Source organism: Haloarcula sp. HT12 (assembly GCF_055271655.1).
Map to the genome: position 1 here is coordinate 515787 of NZ_JBUXKW010000005.1, position 22794 is coordinate 538580.

Genomic DNA, 22794 nt, shown 5'->3' on the forward strand with positions numbered 1-22794 from the left:
ATTGACGGTCGTGTCGTCGGGAAACACACGCTCAGTCTCGTGGGACAGATGGGCGTTCCTTCGGGCATTCGGCCGCCATCGACACGGCGGCCGGTTTGTTCTCTGTGAGCACCGGGGCGGATCGGGGCGTTTTTGCCCTGCCCCCCGTTATCGACACCTGTGCAGTCGGTTGAGCTACACGCGCATTCGTCGCTGTCGTACGACGGCCGGGACCCAGTCGAGCTCCTCTTAGAGCAAGCCAGCGCCGTCGGCCTGGACGCGCTGGCCGTGACTGACCACGACGAAATCGACGCCAGCCTCCGGGCGGCCGAACTCGCCCCGGAGTACGGCCTCGTCGGTATTCCCGGGATGGAGGTCACGTGTGCCGCCGGACACGTCCTCGCCCTGGGGATTCAGGAGGCCATCCCGCCCCATCTCCCGTTCGATGAGACCCTCGACCGGATACGCAACCAGGGCGGGCTCGCGGTCGTCCCGCATCCGTTCCAGGAGTCCCGCCACGGCGTGTTAGAACACATCTCGAAGGCCGAACTCGCGACTGCCGACGCCATCGAAGTGTACAACTCGCGGCTGTTGACGGGGCGGTCGAACCGGCAGGCCGAGCGGTTCGCCCGTCGGGAGGGGCTGCCGATGACCGCCGGCAGCGACGCCCATATCGCGGAGATGGTCGGGCAGGCGGTCACCAACGTCGGCACGGACGAGCGAACGGTCGAGGCGATCCTCGACGCCGTCCGCGATGGCAAGACCACCGTCGAGGGCAAACGGACACCGTGGCGCATCAGCTTCCGGCAGGCCGCCGGCGGGGCGAAGCGACGCGTCAAGAACGGCATCGCCGAACTCCTCCAGTGATGCAGGGAGCCGATCCGGACACCGTCGCCGACGCCCTCGAAAGCGGCGCCCCACTCCCGAGCACCGGCGGGTTCGCGGGTGAACTGGACGGGACGCTCGTCCGCGACGTTCTCGGGCGATACCCGCTGTTCGTGGAGCGTGCTGTTTCTGACGAGGAGCGACTCGACCCCGAGCAGTGGAGCCACGACCCGACGGCGCTGGCCGACCCGCGGTCGTTCCCCGCCGGGTACGTCCGCGACGAGGAGGGGCGCAGACGCCGTTTTACGCTGCCGTCGCCCGAGCCGTTCGGCGACCGCGATATGGCTATCGAGCGGGTCCGTGAAGCCGTCGAGACGAGCATCGACGCCGTCGACACCGATGCCCTCGCCATCGCGTTCTCCGGCGGCGTCGACTCGGCGCTGCTTGCGGCCCGGCTCGACGTGCCGCTGTACGTCGCCGGCTTCCCCGACAGCCACGACGTCGAGGCGGCGCGGTCGGCCGCCGACCTGCTTGGAACCGAGGTCCGCGTCGTCGAACTCACACACGACGCCATCGAGCGGGCGGTCCCCGAAATCGCCCGGGCGACCGCACGCACGAACGCGATGGCGGTCCAGATCGCGCTCCCGCTGTACCTCGTTGCTGAACAGGTCGCCGCAGACGGCTTTGACCGGCTGGCACTCGGCCAGGGGGCCGACGAACTGTTCGGCGGCTACGCGAAAGTCGCAAAGGCCCCCGATGACCCCCGTGTCGAGGCCGACACCGTTCGCGGGGCCCAACGAGAAGTGATCGCTTCGCTCCCGGACCAGTTGGAGCGGGACGTGCTCGCACTGCGGGCCGCCGGCGTCGAACCGGTGACGCCGCTGTTACACGACCGCGTCGTCGCCGCCGCGCTCCGACTGGACGGCGACCTGCTCGTCGACGGCGAGACGCGGAAGGTCGCGCTTCGGGCGGCAGCCCGCGGATCGCTCCCCGATGAAATCGCGTCCAGAGATAAGAAGGCCGCACAGTACGGCTCGCTCGCCGCCCGGGAACTCGACCGTCTGGCCCGGCAGGCCGGCTACAAGCGCCGGATGGACGACCACGTCACGCAGTACGTCGAATCGCTCGTGGAGTGAATCACTTGGCGCTGCCGGTCACAGCGACCGGCCGTTCGGCGTCCAGAATCACGCTCTGGCTGACGCTTCCGAACACGAGCGCGCCCAGCGGCGAGCGCTTTCGGCCGCCGAGGATAATCATGTCCGCGTCGCGCTCCTCGGCAACGTTGACGATCTGGACTTCCGGGTCCCCGTGTCGGGTCTCCGTCTCGATGTCGACCCCCGTTTCCTGCAACGTTTCGACGAGCACCTTCCCTGCCGGCGTCTGCTCGACCGACGTTTTCTCGGCCGTCCCCTCGTCGTCGAACACGCGCAGGACCGTCGCCGTGACTGAATCCTCGGCGTGGGGGAGCCCCGTTGTGGCACTGGCCTGTGCAGTCGCCCGCTCCTCGCTGTCATCGACCGGGAGTACCACCTGGTACATGCTGACTACTACGCCGTCAATGCGGTTAGTTATCACCTACCTAACAGCTGGCGATAACGGACCGGTCTGCGTACGCGGAACGGCCTCGCGACGGACACCACGCGACGCGGGGCGGGGCGTTCGACGCGCCCCGTGGACTGTGTGTCAGACTTGGTCCACCGCTTCGATTGCCTGCTGACCGACCTCGACGACATCCGCCGGGAGTTCCTCGCGCCGGTCCTGCAGATCGGCGACGGAGAACCATTCCCAGTCGTCGGCCGGCTGTTCGCCCGGCTCTGGCGCGATGGCGCGGCTGTCAGCGCGGCCGTAGAAGATGAAGTCGATGTGCTGGTGGCCGACTTCGCCATCGGCAGTGACGTTGATGTCTTCGAGCAGGAAGTGCTGAGGCTGGGGTATCGACTGGACCGTCTCGCTCTCGATGTCCTGCTGCGGTGCGATGAGGTCCACGTCGAGGCCCAGTTCCTCGCGCGTCTCGCGCAACGCGGCCTCGTGGGGGAGTTCGTCGCGGTCGATGTGGCCGCCGGCGGGCAGCCACATGTCGAGTTTACTGTGTTCGTGGAGCGCGACGCAGCCCTCGCTGACGACGTAGACGGTCGCGACAAGATGACGCGTGGTCTCCATACCGACTGAAGGGCACAGTCGGTGGTTTAGGTTACGATACCGATCAGGGGTGGATGTTGTCTTCCGCTTCCAGCAGTTCGTGGTAGCGGTTGCGGATGGTGACTTCCGAGATGTTGGCGACCTCGCTGACTTCGCTCTGTGTCACTTTCTCGTTGGTGAGCAGGGAGGCGGCGTAGACGGCAGCGGCGGCGAGGCCGACCGGCGACTTGCCCGAGTGGACGCCCTCCTGCTTTGCGTTCTGGAGGAGCTGGCGTGCGCGGCGCTCGACCTCCTCGGAGAGGTCCAGATCCGACGCGAACCGCGGGACGTAGCTCTCGGGGTCGGCCGGCTGGATTTCGAGGCTGAGTTCGCGGACGACGTAGCGGTAGGTCCGGGCGATCTCGTCTTTCTCGACGCGGGAAACACCGGCGATCTCGTCGAGGCTCCGCGGCGTGCCGGCCTGTCGCGCGGCGGCGTACAGCGACGCCGTCGAGACGCCCTCGATGGAGCGGCCCGGCAGCAGGTCCTCATCGAGCGCGCGGCGGTAGATGACGCTGGCCGTCTCGCGGACGTTCTCCGGCAGTCCGAGCGCCGAGGCCATCCGGTCGATCTCGCCGAGTGCCTGCTTGAGGTTGCGCTCCTTGGAGTCCCGGGTTCGAAAGCGCTCGTTCCAGGTGCGCAGTCGCTGCATCTTCTCGCGCTGGCGCGAGGACAGGGAGTTGCCGTAGGCGTCCTTGTCCTGCCAGCCGATGTTCGTCGAGAGGCCCTTGTCGTGCATCATGTTCGTCGTCGGCGCGCCGACGCGGGATTTCTCGTCTTTCTCCTTCGAATCGAACGCGCGCCACTCGGGACCGGGATCGATCTCGTCCTCCTCGACGACCAGCCCACAGTCTTCACACACCGTTTCACCGCGCTCGCTGTCGGAGAGTAGGGCTCCGCTACACTCCGGACAGACGAGTGACTCAGACTCCTCTTCTTCCGTCTGCTCTGTCTCCGTTTCGCGCTCGTTCGAGTATCGGCGGATGCTGGTATCGGTCATTTGTTGGATGGGGGCAACCGGGTATCGAACCCGAAAAACGTGTTGTAACCTACTGTTGTATCTACGGCGACTTAAAACTTTTGTCCGTTTCTGAAGCGCAATTTTCCGAAGGGGAAACAAGAGTTCGCAATTCTTGTGTATTCCCTTCATTACTTGTTAATGGTTCTAGAGTTCGCCCCGGTGTTTCGAAACGCTTACCGCGCGTCCAGCACTCCGGCCCGACATGAGCGACCCCGCCGTCGATCCCGAGGAGGTCCGGCACGTCGCCGACCTCGCCCGTGTCGACCTCGCAGACGACGAGATCGAGCGGTTCACCGAGCAGTTGGGCGACATCCTCGACGCGTTCGAAGCGCTCGACGACGTGCCCGAGACAGAACGGGACACCGAACTCTCGAACGTGATGCGCCCCGACGAGACGCGCGAAAGCCTCTCGCAAGAGGAAGCGCTCCGGAACGCCAGCGACACCGAGGAAGGACAGTTCAAAGGGCCGAAGGTGTCGTAGATGACGGCGTACAACGGTTACGTCACCGAGGAGACCATCGAGGGGGCCGAGGACGGCCCGCTCGCGGGCCGGACTGTCGCGGTCAAAGACAACATCTCCACCGAGGGCGTCCGGACGACCTGTGGCTCGGCGATGCTCGAAGAGTACGTCCCGCCGTACGACGCGACGGTCGTCGAGCGCCTGAAAGACGCCGGCGCGACCATCCCCGGGAAGACGAACATGGACGAGTTCGGGATGGGAACGACCACCGAAACGTCGGCGTTCGGTCCCGTCGAGAACCCCGTCGCCGAGGGCCGCGTGCCGGGCGGTTCCTCCGGCGGGTCGGCCGCCGTCGTCGCTGCTGGCGATGCCGACCTTGCGCTGGGGAGCGACACCGGCGGCTCCATCCGCTGCCCGGCCGCGTTCTGTGGCGTCGTCGGCATCAAGCCCACCTACGGGCTGGTCTCACGGTACGGCCTCGTCGCCTACGCCAACAGCCTCGAACAGATCGGCCCCATTGCGCCAACCGTCGAAGACGCCGCGGAACTGCTTGACGTCATCGCTGGGCCGGACGAACACGACGCGACGACGCAGGAAGCGCCCGAAGCCGACGGCTCCTACGCGGACGCGGCCGACGGCGACGTCGACGGACTCTCAATCGGTGTCCCGACGGAACTGCTGGACGGAGCCGACGAGGACGTCGTCGAGACGTTCTGGGCGGCGTTGGACGACCTCGAAGCGAAGGGCGCGAGCTATCACGAGGTCGACCTCCCGAGCGTCGAACACGCCGTCGAGGCCTATTACGTCATCGCGATGTCAGAGGCCTCCTCGAACCTCGCACGGTTCGACGGCGTCCGCTACGGGCAATCGGGCGGCTACGACGGCAACTGGAACGAATCCTTCGCCAACGCCCGCGAGGAGGGGTTCGGTGAGGAGGTCAAGCGCCGGATTCTGCTCGGGACCTACGCCCTGTCGGCGGGCTACCACGACAAGTACTACAAGAAGGCCCAGGACGCCCGCGCGTGGGTCAAACAGGACTTTGATGAGGCACTTGAGGACGCCGACGTGCTCGCGTCGCCGACGATGCCCGTGCCGCCGATGCAACGCGGCGAGAGCCTCGACGACCCGCTCACGATGTATCTGGCCGACGCCAACACGACACCCGTTAACCTCGCGAACCTCCCGGCTATCTCGGTTCCGGCCGGCGAGACGGACGACGGGCTGCCCGTGGGGCTGCAGCTGGTCGGGCCGGCGTTCGGCGAACGAGAGATTATCCGGGCTGGCAGCGCGCTGGCCTGAAGCCGCAGCCGAGAAACCGGCATTGCACCGGCCGGTACCGCACCCCGTCAACCTTTTTCTCCAGCGTAATGAAATACGAACGATAGTGCCCGCCACCCACTCCACCCTCCGCCTGCGCCTGGCTGCCCTCCTCATCGGACTGGTCGCCTTCGACGTGCTCGCCGTGGTCACAGCGTACGTCCTGGCTCACGTCGCCTACGGCCTGCTCCCGATGTTTGGCCTCCCGGTCGGGGCGTCGTTCTGGACCCGCGGGTTCCATCTGGCCCCGCTCCGGCCCGTGGTCCTGGCCGGAACGCCGCTCGTGCTGGGCCTCCAGTTCCTGTTCGGCTACCGGGTCACGCTACGCGAGGCCGCCGGCGGGCCGGACCTGCCCGAAGCGTCCGAACCGGAAACCACCAGGGAGCGGTTCACTGCGATCAAACACGAGCGGACGGCAACACAGCTCCGCAAGCGGATCGGGCGGCTCGCTCGAACAGCAGACATAACGACGCCCGACGTGACCGTCATCGACTCGATGACGCCGAACAGCTACGCCGCGAGCCGGCCCGGCGAGCGAACGCTGTTCGTCACGACGGCGCTCGTCGACCAGCTTGACGGTGATGAATTGGACGCCGTCCTCGCCCACGAACTCGCCCATCTGAAAAACGGCGATTCGTTCGTGATGACGGCCGCGGCGTTCCTGCCAATCGTAAGCGCACGCGCTACAAGGGCGCTTAGAACGATACTCGAAACGTCGCTGTTCACCCACTGGCTCCTCGACGGCGAGCCCAGCAGAAATGCCGTTGGCGCCGGCTATTTTCACATCCCCCTGACCGCGTTCGCACTCGTCGCGATACCGTTCACCGCGGCGCTGTATCTCGCCAGCACGGCCTGCTACCGACTGTTGTCCAGAATCCGTGAGTACGCAGCAGACGCCGGCGGCGCCGCCATCTGTGGCTCCCCGGCAGCCCTTGCCAGCGCGCTTGAAGTGCTGACCGAGAACCCCCGTCCGACCGACGACATCCGGACCGCCGAGACCGGCGTCCGCGAACTCTGCGTGGTCCCGTACGCGATTGCAGATGAGACGCCCGACCCGCCGGCGGGGCGGGCCGAGCGGATCGCCCATCGCTGGCACACCGTCACCGAGCGACTGCTGCCCGGATCGCACCCGGATATCGACGACCGTCTCGCTGCTCTGGAAGAACGGCAGTCCGCCCTCGACCAGCGCGGACAGCCGTGACGAAGGGGTACAGTTTACTCGACGGCGACCAGAGAGAGCGTATGAGCGACGACGACGGGCGCTTGAGCTGGCTCCACTGGCCGACGGTCCTGAAGGGCCTGGCGCTGGGAATCGGAGCCGGCCTGATACTGGCCGTTTCGCTGGGCGATTTTTATCTCGGGATACTGCTTGGAACACTCAACGGATTGGCCTTCGGTATCGGCTGGTCGCATTCGCGGAACTGAGTCGCGCGAACCGAGCGTTGCGCCGGCGACAGCTACCGCACGCTGTCGTACACGTCGACCAGCTTGTCGATGGCGTGCTCGACGCTGATGACGTCCCGCCGGGCAAGACAGCGCTCTCGAAGACGCTCTCTTTCATCGAGGACGCGCTCGATAGCCCGACGGAAACCGTCGATGTCGCCTTCGTCGTAGGTGTAGCCGGTTTCGCCGTCGTCGATGGTGTCGCTGAGCGCGCCGGCGTCGACGCCAGCGACGGGCGTCCCACAGCAGTTGGCCTCCAGGGCGACCAGGCCCTGTGTCTCGACGGGGCTGGGAAACGCGAACACGTCCAGCGTCGAGTACAGTTCGGGCAGCTCCGCGCGGTCGAGAAAGCCGAGGAAGCGCACGTCGACATCGCTGCCTTCGGCTGTTTCTTCGAGCGACTCGCGGGCCGGCCCGTCGCCGCCGAACACCACGGTCACGTCCAGCCCCTCGCAGGCGGTGATGATGTCCTCCAGGCACTTCTCGTAGCCGTGGCGGCCGGTGTAGCCGACGATATGGCCGTCAGGGAGGTCGTACCGCTCGCGGAACGCCACCGTGTCGACCGGTTCGAACACGGTCGTGTCGACGCCGTTCGGGACGACCGTGACCGTCGTATCCAGGCCGATAGCCTCGCGGAGGTGGGTGGCCGCGCGCTCGCTCGGCGCGATGACGGTGTCGGCACGGCCCAGGAACCAGCGTTCGTAGCTCTCGGCGCTTGAGCGGACCGCCGACTCGACAGCGCCGTTGAAGGAGACGTACTCGGCGTACTCGCTCGTCGGCGTGTGATACGACGCGACGAAGGGGATGTCGAGTTTGCCGGCGAGTCGCTGGCCGGCCATTCCGAGGCTGAAGGGGGTGTGTGCGTGGACGAGTTCGGCGTCCCTGACACCGTTCGGAATCTCTGGCATTCCGAGACGAAAGCCCTCGTAGAACGGGAACGGGAGGCTCCGGACGGGATACTCGTTTTCGGAGGGGTCGTGGTCGCTCTCCGGATAGACCACGTCCATGCGACCGCCGCGGTCGCGCCAGCGGTCCCGCCACGTCTCGACCGTGTAGGTCACCCCATTGACGGTCGGTAGGTACGTGTCGGTGAACGTCGCGACGTGCGGCAGTGCCATCGCCGCGGCGTAGCAGGACCAGGGCTTAAACCGTTGCCATTGGCAAGCCACCCGTCAGACGGCTGTCACCCCTGTGTGGGTGCCAGAGTTCTTTTCAGGGACCGTGGCAGATTGGGGATAATGGATCGGGATGGCTGGCTGTACGCCTGGGCAATCGCATCGGTCGCACTCGGCGCGGGATCGCTGCTCGTCCCGCTGTATTTCGTCGCCATCGGCGGCGAGACGTTCATGCTGGGCGTTCTCGCCGGGGTGGCCGCCGCCGCGGGTGCGCCGGGCGCGCTCATCTTCGGACGCATCGCCGACAAAACGGGGAAGCGACGGTCGCTTGTCCTCCTTGCGCTGGGGCTGGCGACCCTGGCGCTTTTGCTCGTCTCGCTCACCGAGCAGCCGTGGCTGGTCATCGTCGGCAACGGCCTGCTGTGGTTCGCGGCGGGCGCTGTCGCGCCGGTGCTGACGCTGCTTGTCACCGTCGGAACCGTAGAGCGGGACTGGCCGGCGCGATTCGCCGTCCTGAACCGCTATCAGGGCTGGGGCTGGGCCGGCGGTCTCGTCCTCGGGCTGGTGTGGACGGCGCTGTTGTCGGTCCCGCTCGGTCCCCTCCTCGCCCAGCAGTCGCTACTGTGGGTGTGTGCGGCCGCCGTCGGCCTGTCGGCGTTTCTCGCAGCGAAGTGGCTGCCGCCCGATCCCGACAAACTCGACCGGCCGCGGGCCAGTCGGATGGCGCGGGCCATCGCCCGGTCGCGTCGGCTTCCGGTCAGGAGCGCGACGTTCCCCGTCGGTCCGGGTCGGCTGTACTGGCTCACGCGGTCGATACACCCCCGAGAAGTCGCGGCCCGTTTCTCCCCCTCGCTGACCATCTACTTCGGGGCAGTCGTCGCCTTCTTCGTCGGTTTCGGCGTGTTCTGGGGGCCGCTGCCGCTGTATCTCTCGCGGACGCTCGGCTACGAATCGGGGCTCGTCTTCGCACTGTATCTCGTCTCCAGCGTCGGCTCGGCGCTGTGGTACGACCGCGCCGGCTCGCTCGCCGAGCGGTACGCCCCGAGCGGGCTTCAGGTGGGGGGCCTGCTCGCCCGCGCGGCGCTCCATCCGGCTGTTGCCGTCGTGGGACTCCTGCTGTCGGCGACGCTCCTGGGGACGATTATCAACGGCGTCGTGTTCGCCCTCATCGGTGTCGCCTGGGCCGTCATCGCCGTCACCGCGGCCAGCGTCGTCACGCAGCTCGCACCGTCGGCGATCCGCGGCGAAGCCCTCGGGCTGTACACTGCTATCTCCGGGCTGGCAAGCGGCGTCGGGTCGATACTCGGCGGCTGGCTCGGCGGCTACGACTTCCTGCTTGCGTTCGCCGTCGCCGGCGCGCTGGTGCTGGTCGGCGCAGTGCTGGTCGCGGTCGTCTGGCGGCGCTCGCCGACGATATCCGTCGACAGCGAACCGCTCTCTGCCTAACAATCGCGCTGTTTCGACCGTCTCAGACCAGTTCGTCGTACGTCTCGACCAGCCGCCGGCCGACCCGGTCCAGGCTGTGCTCTCTGGCCGTCTCCTTGGCGTTCTCGCCCAGTCGCTCCCGCAGGTCGGGGTTCTCGGCGAGTCGTTCCAGCGCCTCGCGGAACTCCGCCTCGTCCTCGCAGATGAGGCAGTCGTGGCCGTCCTCGTAGTACTCCCGGAACACCGGAATGTCTGAGAGGACGACCGCCTTCCCGCAGGCCATCGCTTCCAGCACGGCGATGCCCTGGTTCTCGGCCTTCGTCGGGAACAGGTACACGTCGCCGGCCCCGAACGCGCCGCGGATGTCCTCGATCCACCCGGTAAAGGTCGCGTTTTCGGGCGGGTCGTTCACCCACCGCTTGACGGTCTTGGAGGCCTGTGGCCCGGCGTCGTAGGGACCGAACCACGCGAAGTCGTACTCGGTCTGCTGGGCGAGTTCACAGAATGTCGTCAGCCCCTTGCGCTCGAAGACGTTGCCGACAGCGAAGACGACCATCCCGTCGAGGTCGTACCGGTTCCGGTAGTCCTCGCGCAAGTCCTCGTGGCCCGCCAGCGCGTCGATGTCGACGCCGTTTGTCATCGGCCGTATCGGCGCGTCGACGGGGTAGGATTCGAGGATCCCCTTCGTGTACTCGGAGGGGCAGAGAACGAGGTCGGCCTGCGAGTAGAACCACTTCAGATAGCGGCCCAGCGCCGGCGCAACTAGGTTCGACCCTCGGAAACTGTCCCGGAAATCCTCGCGGGTGACGTGAGCGTGCAGGACCAGCGGGATATCCGCTTGCGTCGCGTGCTGCGCCACGGCGACGGAGCCGGGTCCGATCATGTTGCAGTGGGCGATGTCGAACTCGCGGAACATCGGGTCGTTGAAGGCGACGTTCCCCCCCAGCGCCCACGCTGGATGGCCATCCCGCAGGGGCGTCGTCTCCACCTCGATGTCGGTTTCGGATAGCGCCGCCCGCTGGTGGTCCACGGCGGTGCCGATGCCCGACCGGTCGAGGTGATCGGCCAGTTCGAGATAGTTCAGGACACGCACGTCTCGGGGCTCTCTGGCCGGGCCGAAAATCCTATCGAATTGGTCTGTGGGGATGGGATTGGAAGTCTTTACTTTCCAAACAATAGTCTATAACAGCCAGAAAGTCCGGCCGGGTCGCCTGATTTCCCAACCACAGGGTGGGACTGAAAGGGGCGAGACGCTGGGCGTTCGAGACGACGTAAGCACTGGAGCGAACAGAGTGAGCGAAGCGCGCAGCGAGTCGCAGTAGCCCAGCGTCTCGGGGCTTTCTGGCTGTTCACAAAGCGACCAAATCGCGCGTCGACAATTGCTAGCTCGTTCGGAAGGCATTTTCCCGCCGCCGACCGAGTACCGTCAATGACGGACGAGGCGACTATCGCCCGCGAGCGGATCGAGCGCCTCCAGTCGCTCGCCCGCGAGGCCGTTCAGGCCGGCGGCGAGGAACGCGCCCGGTCGTACGTCCGGCGCGCTCGGCGCATCGCCGAACGCCACCGCCTGCGCCTGCCGCGGTCCTTCGAGCGGTCGACGTGTGACGCCTGCGATACGTACCTGCTGCACGGACACAACGCCCGGTCCCGGACCCAGTCCGGCCACGTCGTCATCACGTGTGACTGTGGGGCACAGTCCCGCTACCCGTACGACTGAGGTTTCTTTACGACTACTGGTTTTAAGGGGCTGTCCTCGCTAAACGGTTTACATGAGTGACTCTTCTCGACAGTCGCGGATACACGACCTCGACGCGACGCTCCGCGTCGGCAAACACGGTATCGAATCGGTGGCGGACGAACTCGACGATCAACTGGAAAACACGGACCTCGTGAAGGTGAAGTTCCTCCGGTCGTCCCGGGGCGGGACGACGGCCGATGAACTCGCTGACGACCTAGCCGAGATGGTCAACGCAGAGGTGATTCAGGTCCGGGGCCACACCGCGGTGTTCGAGAAATGATGCAGGTTCAACCACTTGCCGACCTGCTCGCAGGGCTCGGCGTGCCGGCGGCTGGATCCATCGCCTCTGCGGTGGTCTTCCTCGTCGTCTTCATCCTCGTCTACGTCCTTGGGAAAGCGATTGTGCTGCCCATCGTCGACCGCTCGCTCAAGTCCCGGGACCTCGACGCCCACGCTCGGCGACCGCTAAAAAAAGTCGTCAGTATCGGCATCGTCTTCGTCGCCATCTCCGTTGCCTTTGGCATGGCCGAGTACGGGAATTTCCTGCAGTCGCTGGCGACCATTGCCGCCGCGGCGACGCTGGCTATCGGCTTCGCGATGCAGGACGTCATCAAAAACTTCGTCGCCGGCGTGTTCATCTACACCGACAAGCCGTTCCGGATCGGCGACTGGATCGAGTGGAACGACCACTCCGGCGTCGTCGAGGACATCAGCCTCCGTGTTACCCGCGTCCGGACCTTCGACAACGAGCTGCTGACCGTGCCGAACTCGAACCTGACCGACGGCGTCATCAAGAATCCCGTCGCTAAGGAACAGCTTCGACTGAAGTTCATGTTCGGCATCGGATACGACGACGACATCGACAAGGCGACCGAGATAATTCTGGAAGAGGCCAGAGACCATCCGGAGATCATGGACGACCCCGAGCCGTCCGTTCGACTGACCGAACTCGGCGACTCCTCGGTCGGACTCCAGTCCCGCATCTGGATCGATAACCCGAGTCGCGCCGACTTCGTCAAGATCCGCGGCGAGTACGTGACCTCGGTCAAAGAGCGGTTCGACGCCGAGGACATCAACATCCCGTACCCGAACCGCACAATCGGCGGGGGCCTGGAGATGACCGGACTCGACAGCGTCGTGGAACCGGCCGACGACTGAGCACACGTCGGCGTCTGTTCACTGTGAGCGAGCGCGGAACTGGCTATGCAGCCACACCACCCGCTGGCTGGTCATCACCACGCACTCAAGATTCTTTGTGCTTCGACCAGGATGGAGTCGCATGGTACTTGTTCAGGCGTTGTCATACACAGCACTCGCGGTCGTAGCCGCCTTGGTCGGCGGAGTGATCGCCGTTTACCGCCCTCCGGCTCCACAGATGGAAAGCAACATCCAACACTTCGCGGCCGGGGTCGTTACCGCTGCGGTTGCTGCCGAGCTACTGCCGGACGTTCACGGTCGGGCTCCCCAGGTCGTCGTTCTCGGGTTCGCCATCGGGGTCGTGACGATGCTTGGTATCCACCGGCTGAGCAAGACTATCGAGAAGCGCAATATCGGCGGGCAGTTCGCGGGGGCGGCCGGACTGCTCATCACTGTCGGCATCGATATGCTCATTGACGGGGTTCTTATCGGGGTTACTTTTCTCGACAATCCCGACACCGGCGTCATCATTGCCGTTGCGCTGGCCATCGAGGTGCTCTTTCTCGGCGTTGCCGCCGTCGTCGCGTTGCCACGGGATCTGGGCATGATGCGGAAACTCGCAGTTCCGACAGCCTTCGGGCTGTTGCTCGTGACGGGGGTTACCGGTGGCGTGTTTGCATTGGAAGGGGTGACCGGCGCGCCGATCGCGATTATCCTCGCTTTCGGCTCTGCTGCCCTGTTATATCTCGTCACCGAGGAACTGCTCGTGAAGGCCGGGAAGGTTCCCGAGACACCGGTGTCGACGACGCTCTTTTTCGTCGGGTTTCTCTCTATATTCCTCCTCGATATGCTCCACTGATACGGATTAGTGTAGATTATTTTCAGATGACGCCGACGCCGGGGTCGGCAGACACCGGTACATTGCTATACTAATCCGTATGAGAGGGTGAGAAGGCGGTCGGATAGGCGCTGGAGTCGCTTCGCTACATCCCATACTGCTGGCTGTGCCTATTGTGAGACGGTCCCCGCCCTAGGATGGCGAAATCCCAGAACAGCTTCCGTCTGGCAGTATCAGATGGCACCTTGCTGCTCGCGGTTTGCTCGCAGCCAAACGCTACGGGCACTGAGGGATTTGAACTACGCCCACTCACTCCCTGTGGTCGTTCGTGGTCTACTGCAAATCCCTCAGCCGACGCTCCTCAGCGCTCACTGTCGTTCGCGTAGAAATTACGGGCGCTGAGGGCGCTCGTTCGAGGTGTGAACGATTCTGCTTGTTGGGCCTGAGACTGTGAAATCGGGCAGTTCAATTTACCCATGGTCCGGGTTTCAGTGAGGCGGATCACTCACAGACACACTCGTGCTGCACGCCGTCGAGATTGACGATAAGCGAATGGATCCGATCTGCGAGTGCGATCATTGCCTCGGCACGCTCTCGCGTCGCCTTCCCATCTTGATAGTACGTCTGTGCTCGGTTCTCCGCCCAGAGGTCGACGAGTCGGTCGGCCGTTTCGGTGGACATGAACCCGACAGTCGCACTCCGCTTGATGGCTGTTGTATGTGACTGGGGCGGATTCGCTGGATCCTGGTGTCCCTCAGCGATGAGCCAGAACATGAACGTCTTCTCTATTGAGGTAAACGCAGATTCGATAGCGAGCGTGTAGAAGCCATCAGCGAGAAGCTCGGCCCCACCCGAGAGGGAGCGACACGCCTTCCGTAGCTGGACGAACCCGGCATCGGAAACATCCAGCCCGTTCTCTGTCTCCTGCCCGCCCCGTCGGAATGCGGCTTCCGCATCGGACAGGAGTGGCTCGATATCGTCGAGGTCGATAGGCATCCCTATGTACCCTCCTCAGCGGACCGGTATGCTGCGTCCCAAATCTCGCTCAAACAGTCCGTCTGGAGCAAGACGATCCCCTCGTCGAATATCTCTTTCAGACGCTCACCACGCGACTTCGCACTCTCGGGCGTTTCGACCAGCACTTCGAACTGATAGCGATCGCCATTGAACGATTGTTCTTCCAGCTCTCGGGCAATTTTGGTCCCGAGACGGCGACCATGCGTGCCGTCACCATTGACGATGACGAAGAGGTCAATGTCGCTACTGCGGTCGGCATCGCCACGGGCGACACTCCCAAAGAGAACGACGCCGACGATGTCAGTCACTGCATCTTTCGTATCGACACGGTCACGAAGCTCGCCGAGAAATTCGTTGACAGGTGCTCTGAACTCTGCTTGTGGTATGGAAAACAGGGGGTCTCCGCGTTCGAAATGGTCTTGATCGATGTGAATCTGCGACGGAACCCCGTCCTCGACGGTGACGACGCCGACCGTCTCGAGTAGGTCGACTGCTCGTGAGACAGAAGAGACGTCCGCGCCGGTCATCGAGGCCAGTTCCTGCTGTGTGAAGCCTTCGAACGGGTTGTTGACGAGATGATGGAGAATATCTTGCATCGCCTGATACCGGAAGATACGCTCCTCTGGGAGCGGAAAATCGAGACAGACTCGCGTACGCTCTTGCATAATACGAAATAGCTTGCGTAATATGCAAAAAGATTGCGCCGTTCTGTGACGTAGAGAGCTGCCTGACTCACGCCAAACCGAACTATGCCGGTAATATCTGACCGACGCATTCTCTCCAGAGTTACCACCGTTCGTTTAGCGAACGAAAGCAACAACACTGCGTTCGTGGGCAATACCGGCGCGTCGCTTTCTGGTGATTTGTACCGTCAAAATCCGCGACGGGCGCTGAGGGATTTGGACCGGAGCCAGACGTGCTCGCTTTGCTGCGCGCGACTGGCAGGGTTCAAATCCGCAGTGCCGGTTCACGTCACCGACTCGCAGTGCTCGTCGGTTCGTTGCACGGGCGCTGAGGGATTTGAACCCCCGACGGTTTGGTCCGAAGCCAAGCACTCTGTCCAAGCTGAGCTAAGCGCCCTACGTACAATGGTATGATGACGTTATGGTTTAAACCAACCGGTTCCGCCGCGCGACGGGACCGCAGTCACGGGATTACTCCGACGCCACTTCAGCCGTGTCGGGATCAGTGTCAACGGAGACCTCAGCCACGACGGCCTCTGTGTCGACGCCCCGTTCTTCGGCGAGTGCCTCGATGAGCGCGCGCTGTTCAGCCAGTTCCCGCTCCATCCCGTCGACGCGAGTGTTCGTCTCGTCGACAGTGCTTCGCAAGTCTTCGAGCTGTGTCTTCAGCTCGTTGACTTTCTTGTAGAGGTCCTCGGCGATGTCGGCGACCTTCTGTATCTTTTTCGCGGTGGAACCCAGTCCCATAGCCACAGGTACGGAGAGGGAACATTTCCTCGTTTCGCTCGAACGTCGCTGTTAAGACGCCGCCGGACCGAGCGACGATATGGACGATCTGCGGCTCGCTCCGGCTGTTGGTATCGTCGGTTGCGTTCTGTATCTCCTTGCGCTCGTGGTCCCGTACGCGCTCGTCGAGACAACGAGTGCCGTGGGGGCGTACTACAGTTCGGGGGCGCTCTCACCGCTGTTGCCGGGCGTCTTCGCGATGGTCTGCATCATCGTGCTGGCGGCGGGCCGTGAAGGGCGCTCGGACCCGAGTATCGCGGCGGGCGCGAGCATCGGGATGGGCGTGTTCATCGTCGCGCTCAGTGTCCTCTGGGCGATCACCGTCCCCGAGAGCCTCGTACTGGGGCTGACCGAGTCGACGCTGATGGAACACCACCGCTGGGCCGTCGTCCTCGCTGGCCTGCTCATACCGCTCGGTGGCGCGTGGTTCGCGCGGGCGCTGGACCTGCTGTAGGTCCGTCTTGCCACCGGGGCGTCGTCCAGCGGTCTGTGGCGCATCCGAAAGGCCCTTATGGGGTGGCGGCGGAGTTTCGAACGGACTAGGTCGGGGGGCTAGGCCCCCCTCCTCGCCCGCACTGTGGTCTTGAGCGGGGACCGAACACCGGGGGCGTCCGGTCTGACGGACGTGGACCCCGTGAGCTAACATGGAAGCCTCGTCCCACGGGGACGGCGGTCCACGTGGCCGCACCTGCAGGGGTGCGCCCACGTGGTTAAACGATGGCACTCCGCCAGGCACGGAAGTGAGCAGCGGACCATCGAACACCCGTCGCTCGTGGGGTCGCGGGGTGGAGGAGGCAAACGGGATTACCCGCGTCCGAACGCCGGGCCATCCTGGCTGTCCGTTCCATTCATACCTTTGTTTTCGAGACCAGAGAGCGATGGTTCCGGATGGCTTTCGACCCATCCGTTTCTAAATAGCCAGTTATTTTATGCATGATCGCTTTACAATGCTTCCGCTCGGGGTGTTTTCGACTGTTCGAAGCCAGGTGTGTGTCAGTAGCACCAATATAAAATTATAAAGCTGCAATTTAATAGTATTTAGGAAGGATATAAGGACAGGTACAAATCAGACACATATACTCCGTCAGCAGTTCTGCGGCCGATAGTGAAACTCATATTTAGAGATCGCTTCTGTCGTAATTTTTACCATGGCCTACAGTTCTCGGCGGTTGCAGAACTCGATACCCCTACGATGACCCCTCGTCGGAACTCCCTTCGGCGTCCCACTCCTGCAGTTCCTTCCGCCGGATTTTCCCACTCGTCGTTTGTGGCAACGACTCGGCGAACTCGATCTCGCGGGGGTACTCGTACTCGGCGAGGTGTTTTCTGACGACGGATTTGATCTCCGAACGGAGCGTCCCGTGAGACGGTCCGTCCTCGGCCGTCTCGACGTAGGCTTTGATGATTTCGCCGCGTGTGTCGTCAGGCACGCCGATGACGCCGGCCTGGACCGCGTCGGGATGTTCGAGAATCGCGCTCTCGACTTCCATCGGGCCGACGCGGTAGCCGCTGGTGATGATAACGTCGTCCTTGCGCGATTTGAACCAGACGTAGCCGTCGTCGTCCTGCCGGGCCAGGTCGCCGGTCACGAACCACCCCTCGACCTCCTTGGCTGCCGTCTTCTCGGGCATGTGCCAGTACTCGTCGAAGAACACCGAGCGGTCGTGGGGTCGCACCGCTATCTCGCCGAGTTCGCCGGTCGAAAGGGGCTCAGCAACGCCACGGTCGGCGGCGTCGGGGTCCAGAATCGCCAGGTCATACCCCGGCAGCGGCTTGCCCATGCTGCCGGGCTGGGTGTCGAACCAGTTGGAGTTGTTAGCGACGACGAGGTTCAGCTCCGTCTGGCCGTAGAACTCGTTGATCGTGACCGAATCGAAGGTGTCCGCGACCCAATCGACGATTTCGGGCGTCAGCGACTCGCCGCCGACAGCGAACGTCTCGATGGCGAGATCGTGCGCCGCGGTCGGGTCCTCGATCTCCATCAGCAGTCGCAGGGCCGTCGCCGGCATGAACGACCGGGTGACATCGAACTCCGAGAGCAGGCTGAACGCCGCTTCGGCATCGAACCCCGAGGCGGGGTAGCCGACGACAGTTCCGCCGTGGTGCCACGTCGCAAAGAGCGTCCCCCCGAGCGCCGCGCCCCAGGCCCAGTCCGCGGGCGTCCAGACGGTTGCCTCCGGTCCCAGTCCCTGATCGAAGAAGTTGTAGGCGGCTGCGGCCCGCCCGAGCCAGAGTGCGTGGGAGTGCCGGACGCCTTTCGGCGGTCCCGTCGAGCCACTCGTGTACAGTATTGCCGTGTCAGTGTCCGGCGTCGAGTCGTATGGATCGATAGCCGCATCCTCCGGCGCGGCGAGTACGTCTTCGAAGGCGTGAGCGTCACCCGCGGGCGCGGCGGTTTCGATTTCGACGACGTGTTCCAGCGCCGGGCAGTCGTCCCTGACCGCGTCGATGTCGTCGCGTACGGCGGGGTCGATAACGGCGGCGGTTGCGCCGGCGTCGTCCAGCCGATACCGGAGCGCGTCCGTCCCGAACAGGACGGTCAGCGGAACCGAGACGGCCCCCAGTTTCCAGTTCGCTAAGTGTGTGATCGGGTTCTGTGGCTTTTGCGGGACGACGACACCGACGCGGTCGCCGGCCTCGACACCGAGATCGGCCAACCCCGCCGCGAGCCTGTCCGATAGCCTGTCTAGCTCGCGGAAGGTGTACTGTTCGCGCCGCCCGTCCGGGTACGCCTGTTCGAGCGCCACCCTGTCGGGGTCGTCGTGTTTCCGCAGAAAATCGACGGCCGGATTGTACGACGCCGGCAGGTCCCAGGTGAACCGGTCGCGTGCCTCGTCGTACCCCTCGAAGTCCGGCATCACTGTCCAGACCATGGCGTACCGGTCAACTGCGTCGGTGTTGCGTTTTTCGGTCGGGACGCCAACAGCACGGTGAGCCGGCAGAGCTTTCCGTCCCCACCTCCGGAGTTGACCGTGGACTCTAACGACATCCGCGAGGAGTGGGCCGACCGGTCCGGCGAATACTCTCCCGCGTATTATGCGTACTACGGGGCGGACGAGACGAGTGAGCTGGTGCGGTCGATACTCGCAGAGCACGTCGAGCAGGACGCGGCTATTCTTGAGGTTGGGTGTAGCTCCGGGCGTCACCTCGCTGCGCTGTCCGATGCCGGCTACTCGGATCTGACCGGCGTCGACATCAACGCCGACGCGTTAGACGTCCTCGCGGAGACGTATCCCGATCTTGCGGCTAGCGGCTCGTTCCACGCGATGGCTATCGAGGAGTTCGTCACGGATGTCGCGGACGATGCGTACGATGTCGTCTTCTCCGTCGAGACGCTGCAACACCTCCATCCGGACGTTGACTGGGCGTTCGGGGAACTGGCACGGATTGTCGACGACCTGCTGATCACCGTCGAGAACGAAGGTGGCGATGCAGGGACCGTAAACTACGTCGATGACAACGTTCCGCTGTACTATCGAGACTGGAACGCAGTTTTCACAGCCCATGGGCTTACTGAACTCGATTCGATGGACGGAAACCGGGATACTATCCGCGTATTCCGCTCCCCTGAGTGAGGACCATCGCACAGATACCCCTATCTGAGAGTATCCGGCGACAAGATTTGGGATTCGAGGAGTAATCCTAACAGCGATAGGTGTGCCCAATATGTTGTACGCAGGTAGAGGGCGCGTACCGTTGTGAAGATACGTTCGAACCTCGAAATATAACATAGGTATTTGGATGTCTATAGTGGCTTTTTACAGAGAGATCTAAAATATACATATGGATTGGTTCGTCAACCTATTCTGAGTGAACGCCTGTGGAGAGGACTGTACTACCGGGCAGTTTTCCAACGTGGAACGGACTGACCGGATTGTGTGCGATACCACAATCCGCTTGGCCGCTACGAGATGTTGTTTGGTCCGGTAGATTAAAATATGGGAAGTCGGCGGCAGCCTGTAGTTCCCCTCACACAGCGGCTTCGTCTGCTCAGACAATTTTATATAGTACTTTTCATTGGTACAGCCATTCCGTAGAATGGGGAACCCAGTCATAGATAACGAAAGAATGTTCAGTCATTTGGGACAGTTGGTGCCACCAATCAGACGGTGGTATTGTCTTTCCGCACCTCCGTACCTCCACAGAACCGGTTTCTGGGCACGGTAACGGTATGTTTTACCACACGATTACAGGGGTAACAGAATAACGTATGTACGTCTGTCATTCGAGCTGTTTGGTATTGCTGAACAGCGGTTCGGGCGGAGGAACACGGCCACCGACAGCAAAGTAGCTCACGCTGGACGCTCCCGGGAAGGTGCCACAGCCTACGTGAAACCCATACGAACTCATGAAAGCTTGGTCTCCCGGAAGGGGTGTCGGTGTCCGCACCACCCGACAAGTACGACGTTGTCAGCACAAGATTCATATATTGTTGTAGTTTGCTACTCTGTATGAGGTACTACCAGCTACGCGACGGTAACTCACGGCGGTTAGCAGTCGGGACCGACGACGGAGCGTACGATTTGACCAGCGTCAAGCCGCAGCTCCGGACGTTCCGCGACCTGCTCAAGGCTGCCTCGATTGCGGATACGACGCCGGACGAACTCAGTGCCCGCCACCTCGATGCCGCTGAGGCGGTGTCGGAAAAGCGCCTCGAAACGGACGGTATCGATCCCGTCAGCGCGGACGAGGTCTGGGCCGCCGGTGTCACATACCAGATCAGCGAAGAGGCACGGAAAGAAGAGAGCAACACGCCGGAGATGTATCTGTACGTGCATGACGCCGAGCGGCCGGAGATCTTCTTCAAGTCGACGCCCAACCGCACCGTCGGCCCCGGCGAAAAAGTCGGGATCCGTGCTGACTCGGACTGGGACGTGCCCGAGCCCGAACTCGCGGTCGTCCTCTACGAAGGGGAGATCGTCGGCTACACCATCGGCAACGACATGAGCAGCCGGTCAATCGAGGGGGAGAACCCGCTGTACCTGCCACAGGCCAAGGTGTACGACCGTTGTTGCTCGGTCGGCCCGAACGTGGTCACGGACATCGAAGACCCGCACTCGCTGTCACTTTCGATGTCGATCTATCGCGACGGTGAGTGTGTCTATCGCGGGGAAACAAACACCAGCGAGATGAAACGCACCTGTGAGGACCTCGTCTCGTATTACACCGCGCACAACGCGGTCCCCGAACTGTCAGTGTTGCTGACCGGGACCTCGCTCGTGCCCGACGAAAATTTCACACTGCAGGAAGGGGACGAGGTCGTCATCGATATCGAATCCATCGGGACGCTCAAAAATCCCGTTACCGTCGTCTGATTCGGTAGCGAACAGGGGTGTGGCCGCGGGATCACTGGTAGCCGCCACTCTCTGGAACGGAAAGCGTGATAACACATCGCAACCCGGAACTGTTTTTATTGTGGGCCTGAATGTCCGTCTGTCGCATGAGCTACGCAGATCTACGAGACCCGAATGCAGAGTACACCATGCGCGACCTCTCGGCGGAGACGATGGGACTTACCAACTCCCGCGGCGAGAGGCGCGACGTGGAGATCACCGACGTTCAGACCGTAATTGTCGACGGGAACTACCCGTGGACGCTCGTCCGAGTGTATACGGACGCCGGCGTCGCCGGCAACGGCGAGGCCTACTGGGGCGGCGCGATCCCGGAGATCGTCGAGCGACTGAAGCCGTTCGTCGTCGGCGAGAACCCGCTGGACATCGACCGCCTCTACGAGCACATGGTCCAGAAGATGTCCGGCGAGGGCTCCATCGCCGGGAAGGACATCGCCGCTATCTCCGGCATCGAGCTGGCCCTGCACGACGTGGCCGGGAAGATCCTCGACGTGCCGGCCTACCAGCTGCTCGGCGGGAAGTACCGCGACGAAGTCCGGACCTACTGTGACTGTCACACCGAGGAGGAGGCAGACCCCGACGCCTGTGCCGACGAGGCCGAGCGGGTCGTTCACGAACTGGGCTACGACGCCCTGAAGTTCGACCTTGACGTGCCCTCCGGCCACGAGAAAGACCGCGCGAACCGGCACCTCCGCCAGCCCGAAATCGAACACAAGGCCGAGATCGTCGAGAAGGTCACCGAGCGGATCGGGGATGCCGCCGACGTGGCCTTCGACTGCCACTGGGCCTTTGCGAGCGGGAGCGCCAAGCGCCTCGCGCGCCGGCTCGAACAGTACGACGTCTGGTGGCTCGAAGACCCCGTCCCGCCGGAGAACCACGATGTCCAGCGCGAGGTGACCCAGTCGACCGGGACACCCATCGCCGTCGGCGAAAACGTCTACCGGACCCACGGCCAGCGCCAACTCATCACCGACCAGGCCGTCGACATCATCGCGCCCGACTGCCCGAAGGTCGGCGGGATGCGCGAGACAGCCAAGATCGCCACGCTCGCGGATATGTTCTACGTGCCGGTGGCGATGCACAACGTCTCCTCACCCATCGGAACGATGGCCTCCGCACAGGTCGGTGCGGCGATCCCGAACGCGCTCGCCGTCGAGTACCACTCCTACGAGCTGGGCTGGTGGGAGGACCTCGTCGAGGAGGAGAACCTCATCGAGGACGGCTACATGGGAATCCCGGAAGAGCCCGGGCTCGGCCTGACGCTCGATTTCGACGCCGTCGAGGAACACCTCGCAGACGGACAGGAACTCTTCGACGAGTAACCGACCGTCGGCTTCGGGAGGTACTACAGCGGACCTGACCGGACGGTAACAGTAGTTTGTGGGCGTTTTCGGCCGTCGTCCGCAGCCGACGATAGCACTGTGTCGGCTCGCGCTGATGGCTGGTGGATGGTGTCTCGATGGTTTGGACCGAGCCGTCGC

The 22794-nt window shown here is 63.6% G+C and carries 24 protein-coding genes, 1 tRNA gene and 1 other RNA gene; 16 read left to right on the forward strand and 10 right to left on the reverse strand.

Features of this window, described 5'->3' with window-relative positions; translation table 11 throughout:
* The first annotated feature begins 159 nt into the window (after window positions 1-159).
* Both ACY9XZ_RS19080 and ACY9XZ_RS19085 read left to right on the forward strand, forming a co-directional pair.
* Window positions 160-846 carry a PHP domain-containing protein gene (locus tag ACY9XZ_RS19080; RefSeq protein ID WP_463458575.1) on the forward strand — a complete coding sequence of 229 codons (687 nt, stop codon included), beginning with the start codon at window positions 160-162 and terminating at the stop codon, window positions 844-846.
* Complete coding sequence (locus ACY9XZ_RS19085) at window positions 846-1940, forward strand: asparagine synthase C-terminal domain-containing protein (protein WP_463458576.1); 1095 nt, start codon at window positions 846-848, stop codon at window positions 1938-1940. The genes ACY9XZ_RS19080 and ACY9XZ_RS19085 overlap by 1 nt, the downstream gene beginning before the upstream one ends.
* A gap of 1 nt (window position 1941) precedes the next feature.
* On the opposite strand, the gene ACY9XZ_RS19090 is transcribed toward ACY9XZ_RS19085, so the two are convergent.
* From ACY9XZ_RS19090 to ACY9XZ_RS19100, 3 genes are all read right to left on the reverse strand, one after another.
* The gene (locus ACY9XZ_RS19090; protein ID WP_463458577.1) at window positions 1942-2343 is read right to left on the reverse strand and encodes a universal stress protein; all 402 of its coding nucleotides are present in this window, start codon (window positions 2341-2343) and stop codon (window positions 1942-1944) included.
* A 144-nt stretch (window positions 2344-2487) separates the two neighbouring features.
* The gene (locus ACY9XZ_RS19095) at window positions 2488-2964 is read right to left on the reverse strand and encodes an NUDIX hydrolase (protein WP_463458578.1); all 477 of its coding nucleotides are present in this window, start codon (window positions 2962-2964) and stop codon (window positions 2488-2490) included.
* A gap of 43 nt (window positions 2965-3007) precedes the next feature.
* The gene (locus ACY9XZ_RS19100; protein WP_463458579.1) at window positions 3008-3982 is read right to left on the reverse strand and encodes a transcription initiation factor IIB; all 975 of its coding nucleotides are present in this window, start codon (window positions 3980-3982) and stop codon (window positions 3008-3010) included.
* 223 nt (window positions 3983-4205) lie between these two features.
* Between ACY9XZ_RS19100 and gatC the strand changes: the two genes are divergently transcribed.
* The 4 genes from gatC to ACY9XZ_RS19120 all read left to right on the forward strand — a co-directional run bounded on the left by gatC (window position 4206) and on the right by ACY9XZ_RS19120 (window position 7205).
* A complete protein-coding gene (gene gatC, locus ACY9XZ_RS19105) occupies window positions 4206-4484 on the forward strand; it encodes an Asp-tRNA(Asn)/Glu-tRNA(Gln) amidotransferase subunit GatC (protein WP_463458580.1) in 279 nt (92 codons plus the stop codon).
* Window positions 4485-5762, forward strand: a complete 1278-nt coding sequence (gatA, locus tag ACY9XZ_RS19110; RefSeq protein ID WP_463458581.1) for an Asp-tRNA(Asn)/Glu-tRNA(Gln) amidotransferase subunit GatA — start codon at window positions 4485-4487, stop codon at window positions 5760-5762.
* Between the two features lie 85 nt (window positions 5763-5847).
* A complete protein-coding gene (locus ACY9XZ_RS19115) occupies window positions 5848-6981 on the forward strand; it encodes a M48 family metallopeptidase (RefSeq protein ID WP_463458582.1) in 1134 nt (377 codons plus the stop codon).
* A gap of 41 nt (window positions 6982-7022) precedes the next feature.
* Window positions 7023-7205: a hypothetical protein gene (locus tag ACY9XZ_RS19120; protein ID WP_463458583.1), complete on the forward strand. Its 183-nt coding sequence runs from the start codon at window positions 7023-7025 to the stop codon at window positions 7203-7205.
* A 32-nt stretch (window positions 7206-7237) separates the two neighbouring features.
* On the opposite strand, the gene ACY9XZ_RS19125 is transcribed toward ACY9XZ_RS19120, so the two are convergent.
* A complete protein-coding gene (locus ACY9XZ_RS19125) occupies window positions 7238-8341 on the reverse strand; it encodes a glycosyltransferase (RefSeq protein ID WP_463458584.1) in 1104 nt (367 codons plus the stop codon).
* A gap of 75 nt (window positions 8342-8416) precedes the next feature.
* Between ACY9XZ_RS19125 and ACY9XZ_RS19130 the strand changes: the two genes are divergently transcribed.
* On the forward strand, window positions 8417-9784 hold the full coding sequence (locus tag ACY9XZ_RS19130; RefSeq protein ID WP_463458585.1) for an MFS transporter: 1368 nt from the start codon (window positions 8417-8419) through the stop codon (window positions 9782-9784).
* 22 nt (window positions 9785-9806) lie between these two features.
* Here ACY9XZ_RS19130 and ACY9XZ_RS19135 read toward each other — a convergent pair whose 3' ends face one another.
* Complete coding sequence (locus ACY9XZ_RS19135) at window positions 9807-10856, reverse strand: glycosyltransferase family 4 protein (RefSeq protein ID WP_463458586.1); 1050 nt, start codon at window positions 10854-10856, stop codon at window positions 9807-9809.
* A gap of 336 nt (window positions 10857-11192) precedes the next feature.
* Between ACY9XZ_RS19135 and ACY9XZ_RS19140 the strand changes: the two genes are divergently transcribed.
* From ACY9XZ_RS19140 to ACY9XZ_RS19155, 4 genes are all read left to right on the forward strand, one after another.
* Window positions 11193-11480, forward strand: a complete 288-nt coding sequence (locus tag ACY9XZ_RS19140; protein WP_463458587.1) for a ribonuclease P protein component 4 — start codon at window positions 11193-11195, stop codon at window positions 11478-11480.
* Window positions 11481-11532: 52 nt separating this feature from the next.
* Window positions 11533-11781: a YhbY family RNA-binding protein gene (locus tag ACY9XZ_RS19145; protein WP_463458588.1), complete on the forward strand. Its 249-nt coding sequence runs from the start codon at window positions 11533-11535 to the stop codon at window positions 11779-11781.
* Window positions 11781-12659, forward strand: coding sequence for a mechanosensitive ion channel family protein (locus tag ACY9XZ_RS19150; RefSeq protein WP_463458589.1), 879 nt, complete (start codon window positions 11781-11783; stop codon window positions 12657-12659). The genes ACY9XZ_RS19145 and ACY9XZ_RS19150 overlap by 1 nt, the downstream gene beginning before the upstream one ends.
* A 121-nt stretch (window positions 12660-12780) precedes the next feature.
* The gene (locus tag ACY9XZ_RS19155) at window positions 12781-13497 is read left to right on the forward strand and encodes a ZIP family metal transporter (protein ID WP_463458590.1); all 717 of its coding nucleotides are present in this window, start codon (window positions 12781-12783) and stop codon (window positions 13495-13497) included.
* A 480-nt stretch (window positions 13498-13977) separates the two neighbouring features.
* On the opposite strand, the gene ACY9XZ_RS19160 is transcribed toward ACY9XZ_RS19155, so the two are convergent.
* The 4 genes from ACY9XZ_RS19160 to ACY9XZ_RS19175 all read right to left on the reverse strand — a co-directional run bounded on the left by ACY9XZ_RS19160 (window position 13978) and on the right by ACY9XZ_RS19175 (window position 15923).
* The gene (locus ACY9XZ_RS19160) at window positions 13978-14472 is read right to left on the reverse strand and encodes a hypothetical protein (protein ID WP_463458591.1); all 495 of its coding nucleotides are present in this window, start codon (window positions 14470-14472) and stop codon (window positions 13978-13980) included.
* Between the two features lie 2 nt (window positions 14473-14474).
* The gene (locus ACY9XZ_RS19165) at window positions 14475-15158 is read right to left on the reverse strand and encodes a nucleotidyltransferase domain-containing protein (protein WP_463458592.1); all 684 of its coding nucleotides are present in this window, start codon (window positions 15156-15158) and stop codon (window positions 14475-14477) included.
* Window positions 15159-15498: 340 nt separating this feature from the next.
* Window positions 15499-15573: transfer RNA gene (locus ACY9XZ_RS19170), tRNA-Arg, on the reverse strand.
* A 74-nt stretch (window positions 15574-15647) separates the two neighbouring features.
* Window positions 15648-15923, reverse strand: a complete 276-nt coding sequence (locus ACY9XZ_RS19175; RefSeq protein WP_463458593.1) for a DUF5798 family protein — start codon at window positions 15921-15923, stop codon at window positions 15648-15650.
* A 79-nt stretch (window positions 15924-16002) separates the two neighbouring features.
* Between ACY9XZ_RS19175 and ACY9XZ_RS19180 the strand changes: the two genes are divergently transcribed.
* Window positions 16003-16416, forward strand: a complete 414-nt coding sequence (locus tag ACY9XZ_RS19180) for a DUF7548 family protein (RefSeq protein ID WP_463458594.1) — start codon at window positions 16003-16005, stop codon at window positions 16414-16416.
* Window positions 16417-16494: 78 nt separating this feature from the next.
* An RNA gene (gene ffs, locus ACY9XZ_RS19185) (signal recognition particle sRNA) lies at window positions 16495-16807 on the forward strand.
* A gap of 342 nt (window positions 16808-17149) precedes the next feature.
* On the opposite strand, the gene ACY9XZ_RS19190 is transcribed toward ffs, so the two are convergent.
* The gene (locus tag ACY9XZ_RS19190; protein WP_463458595.1) at window positions 17150-18835 is read right to left on the reverse strand and encodes an acyl-CoA synthetase; all 1686 of its coding nucleotides are present in this window, start codon (window positions 18833-18835) and stop codon (window positions 17150-17152) included.
* A 99-nt stretch (window positions 18836-18934) separates the two neighbouring features.
* Between ACY9XZ_RS19190 and ACY9XZ_RS19195 the strand changes: the two genes are divergently transcribed.
* The 3 genes from ACY9XZ_RS19195 (at window position 18935) to ACY9XZ_RS19205 (ending at window position 22635) form a co-directional block, all read left to right on the forward strand.
* Window positions 18935-19537, forward strand: coding sequence for a class I SAM-dependent methyltransferase (locus ACY9XZ_RS19195; protein WP_463458596.1), 603 nt, complete (start codon window positions 18935-18937; stop codon window positions 19535-19537).
* Window positions 19538-20413: 876 nt separating this feature from the next.
* On the forward strand, window positions 20414-21277 hold the full coding sequence (locus ACY9XZ_RS19200) for a fumarylacetoacetate hydrolase family protein (protein WP_463458597.1): 864 nt from the start codon (window positions 20414-20416) through the stop codon (window positions 21275-21277).
* Window positions 21278-21402: 125 nt separating this feature from the next.
* Window positions 21403-22635 (forward strand): mandelate racemase/muconate lactonizing enzyme family protein, encoded by a 1233-nt coding sequence (locus ACY9XZ_RS19205; RefSeq protein ID WP_463458598.1) that lies wholly within the window; start codon window positions 21403-21405, stop codon window positions 22633-22635.
* Window positions 22636-22794: the final 159 nt, after the last annotated feature.

What these genes read in the sequence shown, in the direction of transcription:
- ACY9XZ_RS19150 (WP_463458589.1), top strand. Translation starts at nt 11,781, where the DNA reads ATGCAGGTTCAACCACTTGCCGACCTGCTCGCAGGGCTCGGCGTGCCG.
- ACY9XZ_RS19145 (WP_463458588.1), top strand. Translation starts at nt 11,533, where the DNA reads ATGAGTGACTCTTCTCGACAGTCGCGGATACACGACCTCGACGCGACG.
- ACY9XZ_RS19190 (WP_463458595.1), bottom strand. Translation starts at nt 18,835, where the DNA reads ATGGTCTGGACAGTGATGCCGGACTTCGAGGGGTACGACGAGGCACGC.
- ACY9XZ_RS19140 (WP_463458587.1), top strand. Translation starts at nt 11,193, where the DNA reads ATGACGGACGAGGCGACTATCGCCCGCGAGCGGATCGAGCGCCTCCAG.
- ACY9XZ_RS19155 (WP_463458590.1), top strand. Translation starts at nt 12,781, where the DNA reads ATGGTACTTGTTCAGGCGTTGTCATACACAGCACTCGCGGTCGTAGCC.
- ACY9XZ_RS19165 (WP_463458592.1), bottom strand. Translation starts at nt 15,158, where the DNA reads ATGCAAGAGCGTACGCGAGTCTGTCTCGATTTTCCGCTCCCAGAGGAG.
- ACY9XZ_RS19090 (WP_463458577.1), bottom strand. Translation starts at nt 2,343, where the DNA reads ATGTACCAGGTGGTACTCCCGGTCGATGACAGCGAGGAGCGGGCGACT.
- ACY9XZ_RS19205 (WP_463458598.1), top strand. Translation starts at nt 21,403, where the DNA reads ATGAGCTACGCAGATCTACGAGACCCGAATGCAGAGTACACCATGCGC.
- ACY9XZ_RS19095 (WP_463458578.1), bottom strand. Translation starts at nt 2,964, where the DNA reads ATGGAGACCACGCGTCATCTTGTCGCGACCGTCTACGTCGTCAGCGAG.
- ACY9XZ_RS19175 (WP_463458593.1), bottom strand. Translation starts at nt 15,923, where the DNA reads ATGGGACTGGGTTCCACCGCGAAAAAGATACAGAAGGTCGCCGACATC.
- gatA (WP_463458581.1), top strand. Translation starts at nt 4,485, where the DNA reads ATGACGGCGTACAACGGTTACGTCACCGAGGAGACCATCGAGGGGGCC.
- ACY9XZ_RS19120 (WP_463458583.1), top strand. Translation starts at nt 7,023, where the DNA reads ATGAGCGACGACGACGGGCGCTTGAGCTGGCTCCACTGGCCGACGGTC.
- ACY9XZ_RS19125 (WP_463458584.1), bottom strand. Translation starts at nt 8,341, where the DNA reads ATGGCACTGCCGCACGTCGCGACGTTCACCGACACGTACCTACCGACC.
- ACY9XZ_RS19085 (WP_463458576.1), top strand. Translation starts at nt 846, where the DNA reads ATGCAGGGAGCCGATCCGGACACCGTCGCCGACGCCCTCGAAAGCGGC.
- ACY9XZ_RS19100 (WP_463458579.1), bottom strand. Translation starts at nt 3,982, where the DNA reads ATGACCGATACCAGCATCCGCCGATACTCGAACGAGCGCGAAACGGAG.
- gatC (WP_463458580.1), top strand. Translation starts at nt 4,206, where the DNA reads ATGAGCGACCCCGCCGTCGATCCCGAGGAGGTCCGGCACGTCGCCGAC.
- ACY9XZ_RS19160 (WP_463458591.1), bottom strand. Translation starts at nt 14,472, where the DNA reads ATGCCTATCGACCTCGACGATATCGAGCCACTCCTGTCCGATGCGGAA.
- ACY9XZ_RS19180 (WP_463458594.1), top strand. Translation starts at nt 16,003, where the DNA reads ATGGACGATCTGCGGCTCGCTCCGGCTGTTGGTATCGTCGGTTGCGTT.
- ACY9XZ_RS19200 (WP_463458597.1), top strand. Translation starts at nt 20,414, where the DNA reads ATGAGGTACTACCAGCTACGCGACGGTAACTCACGGCGGTTAGCAGTC.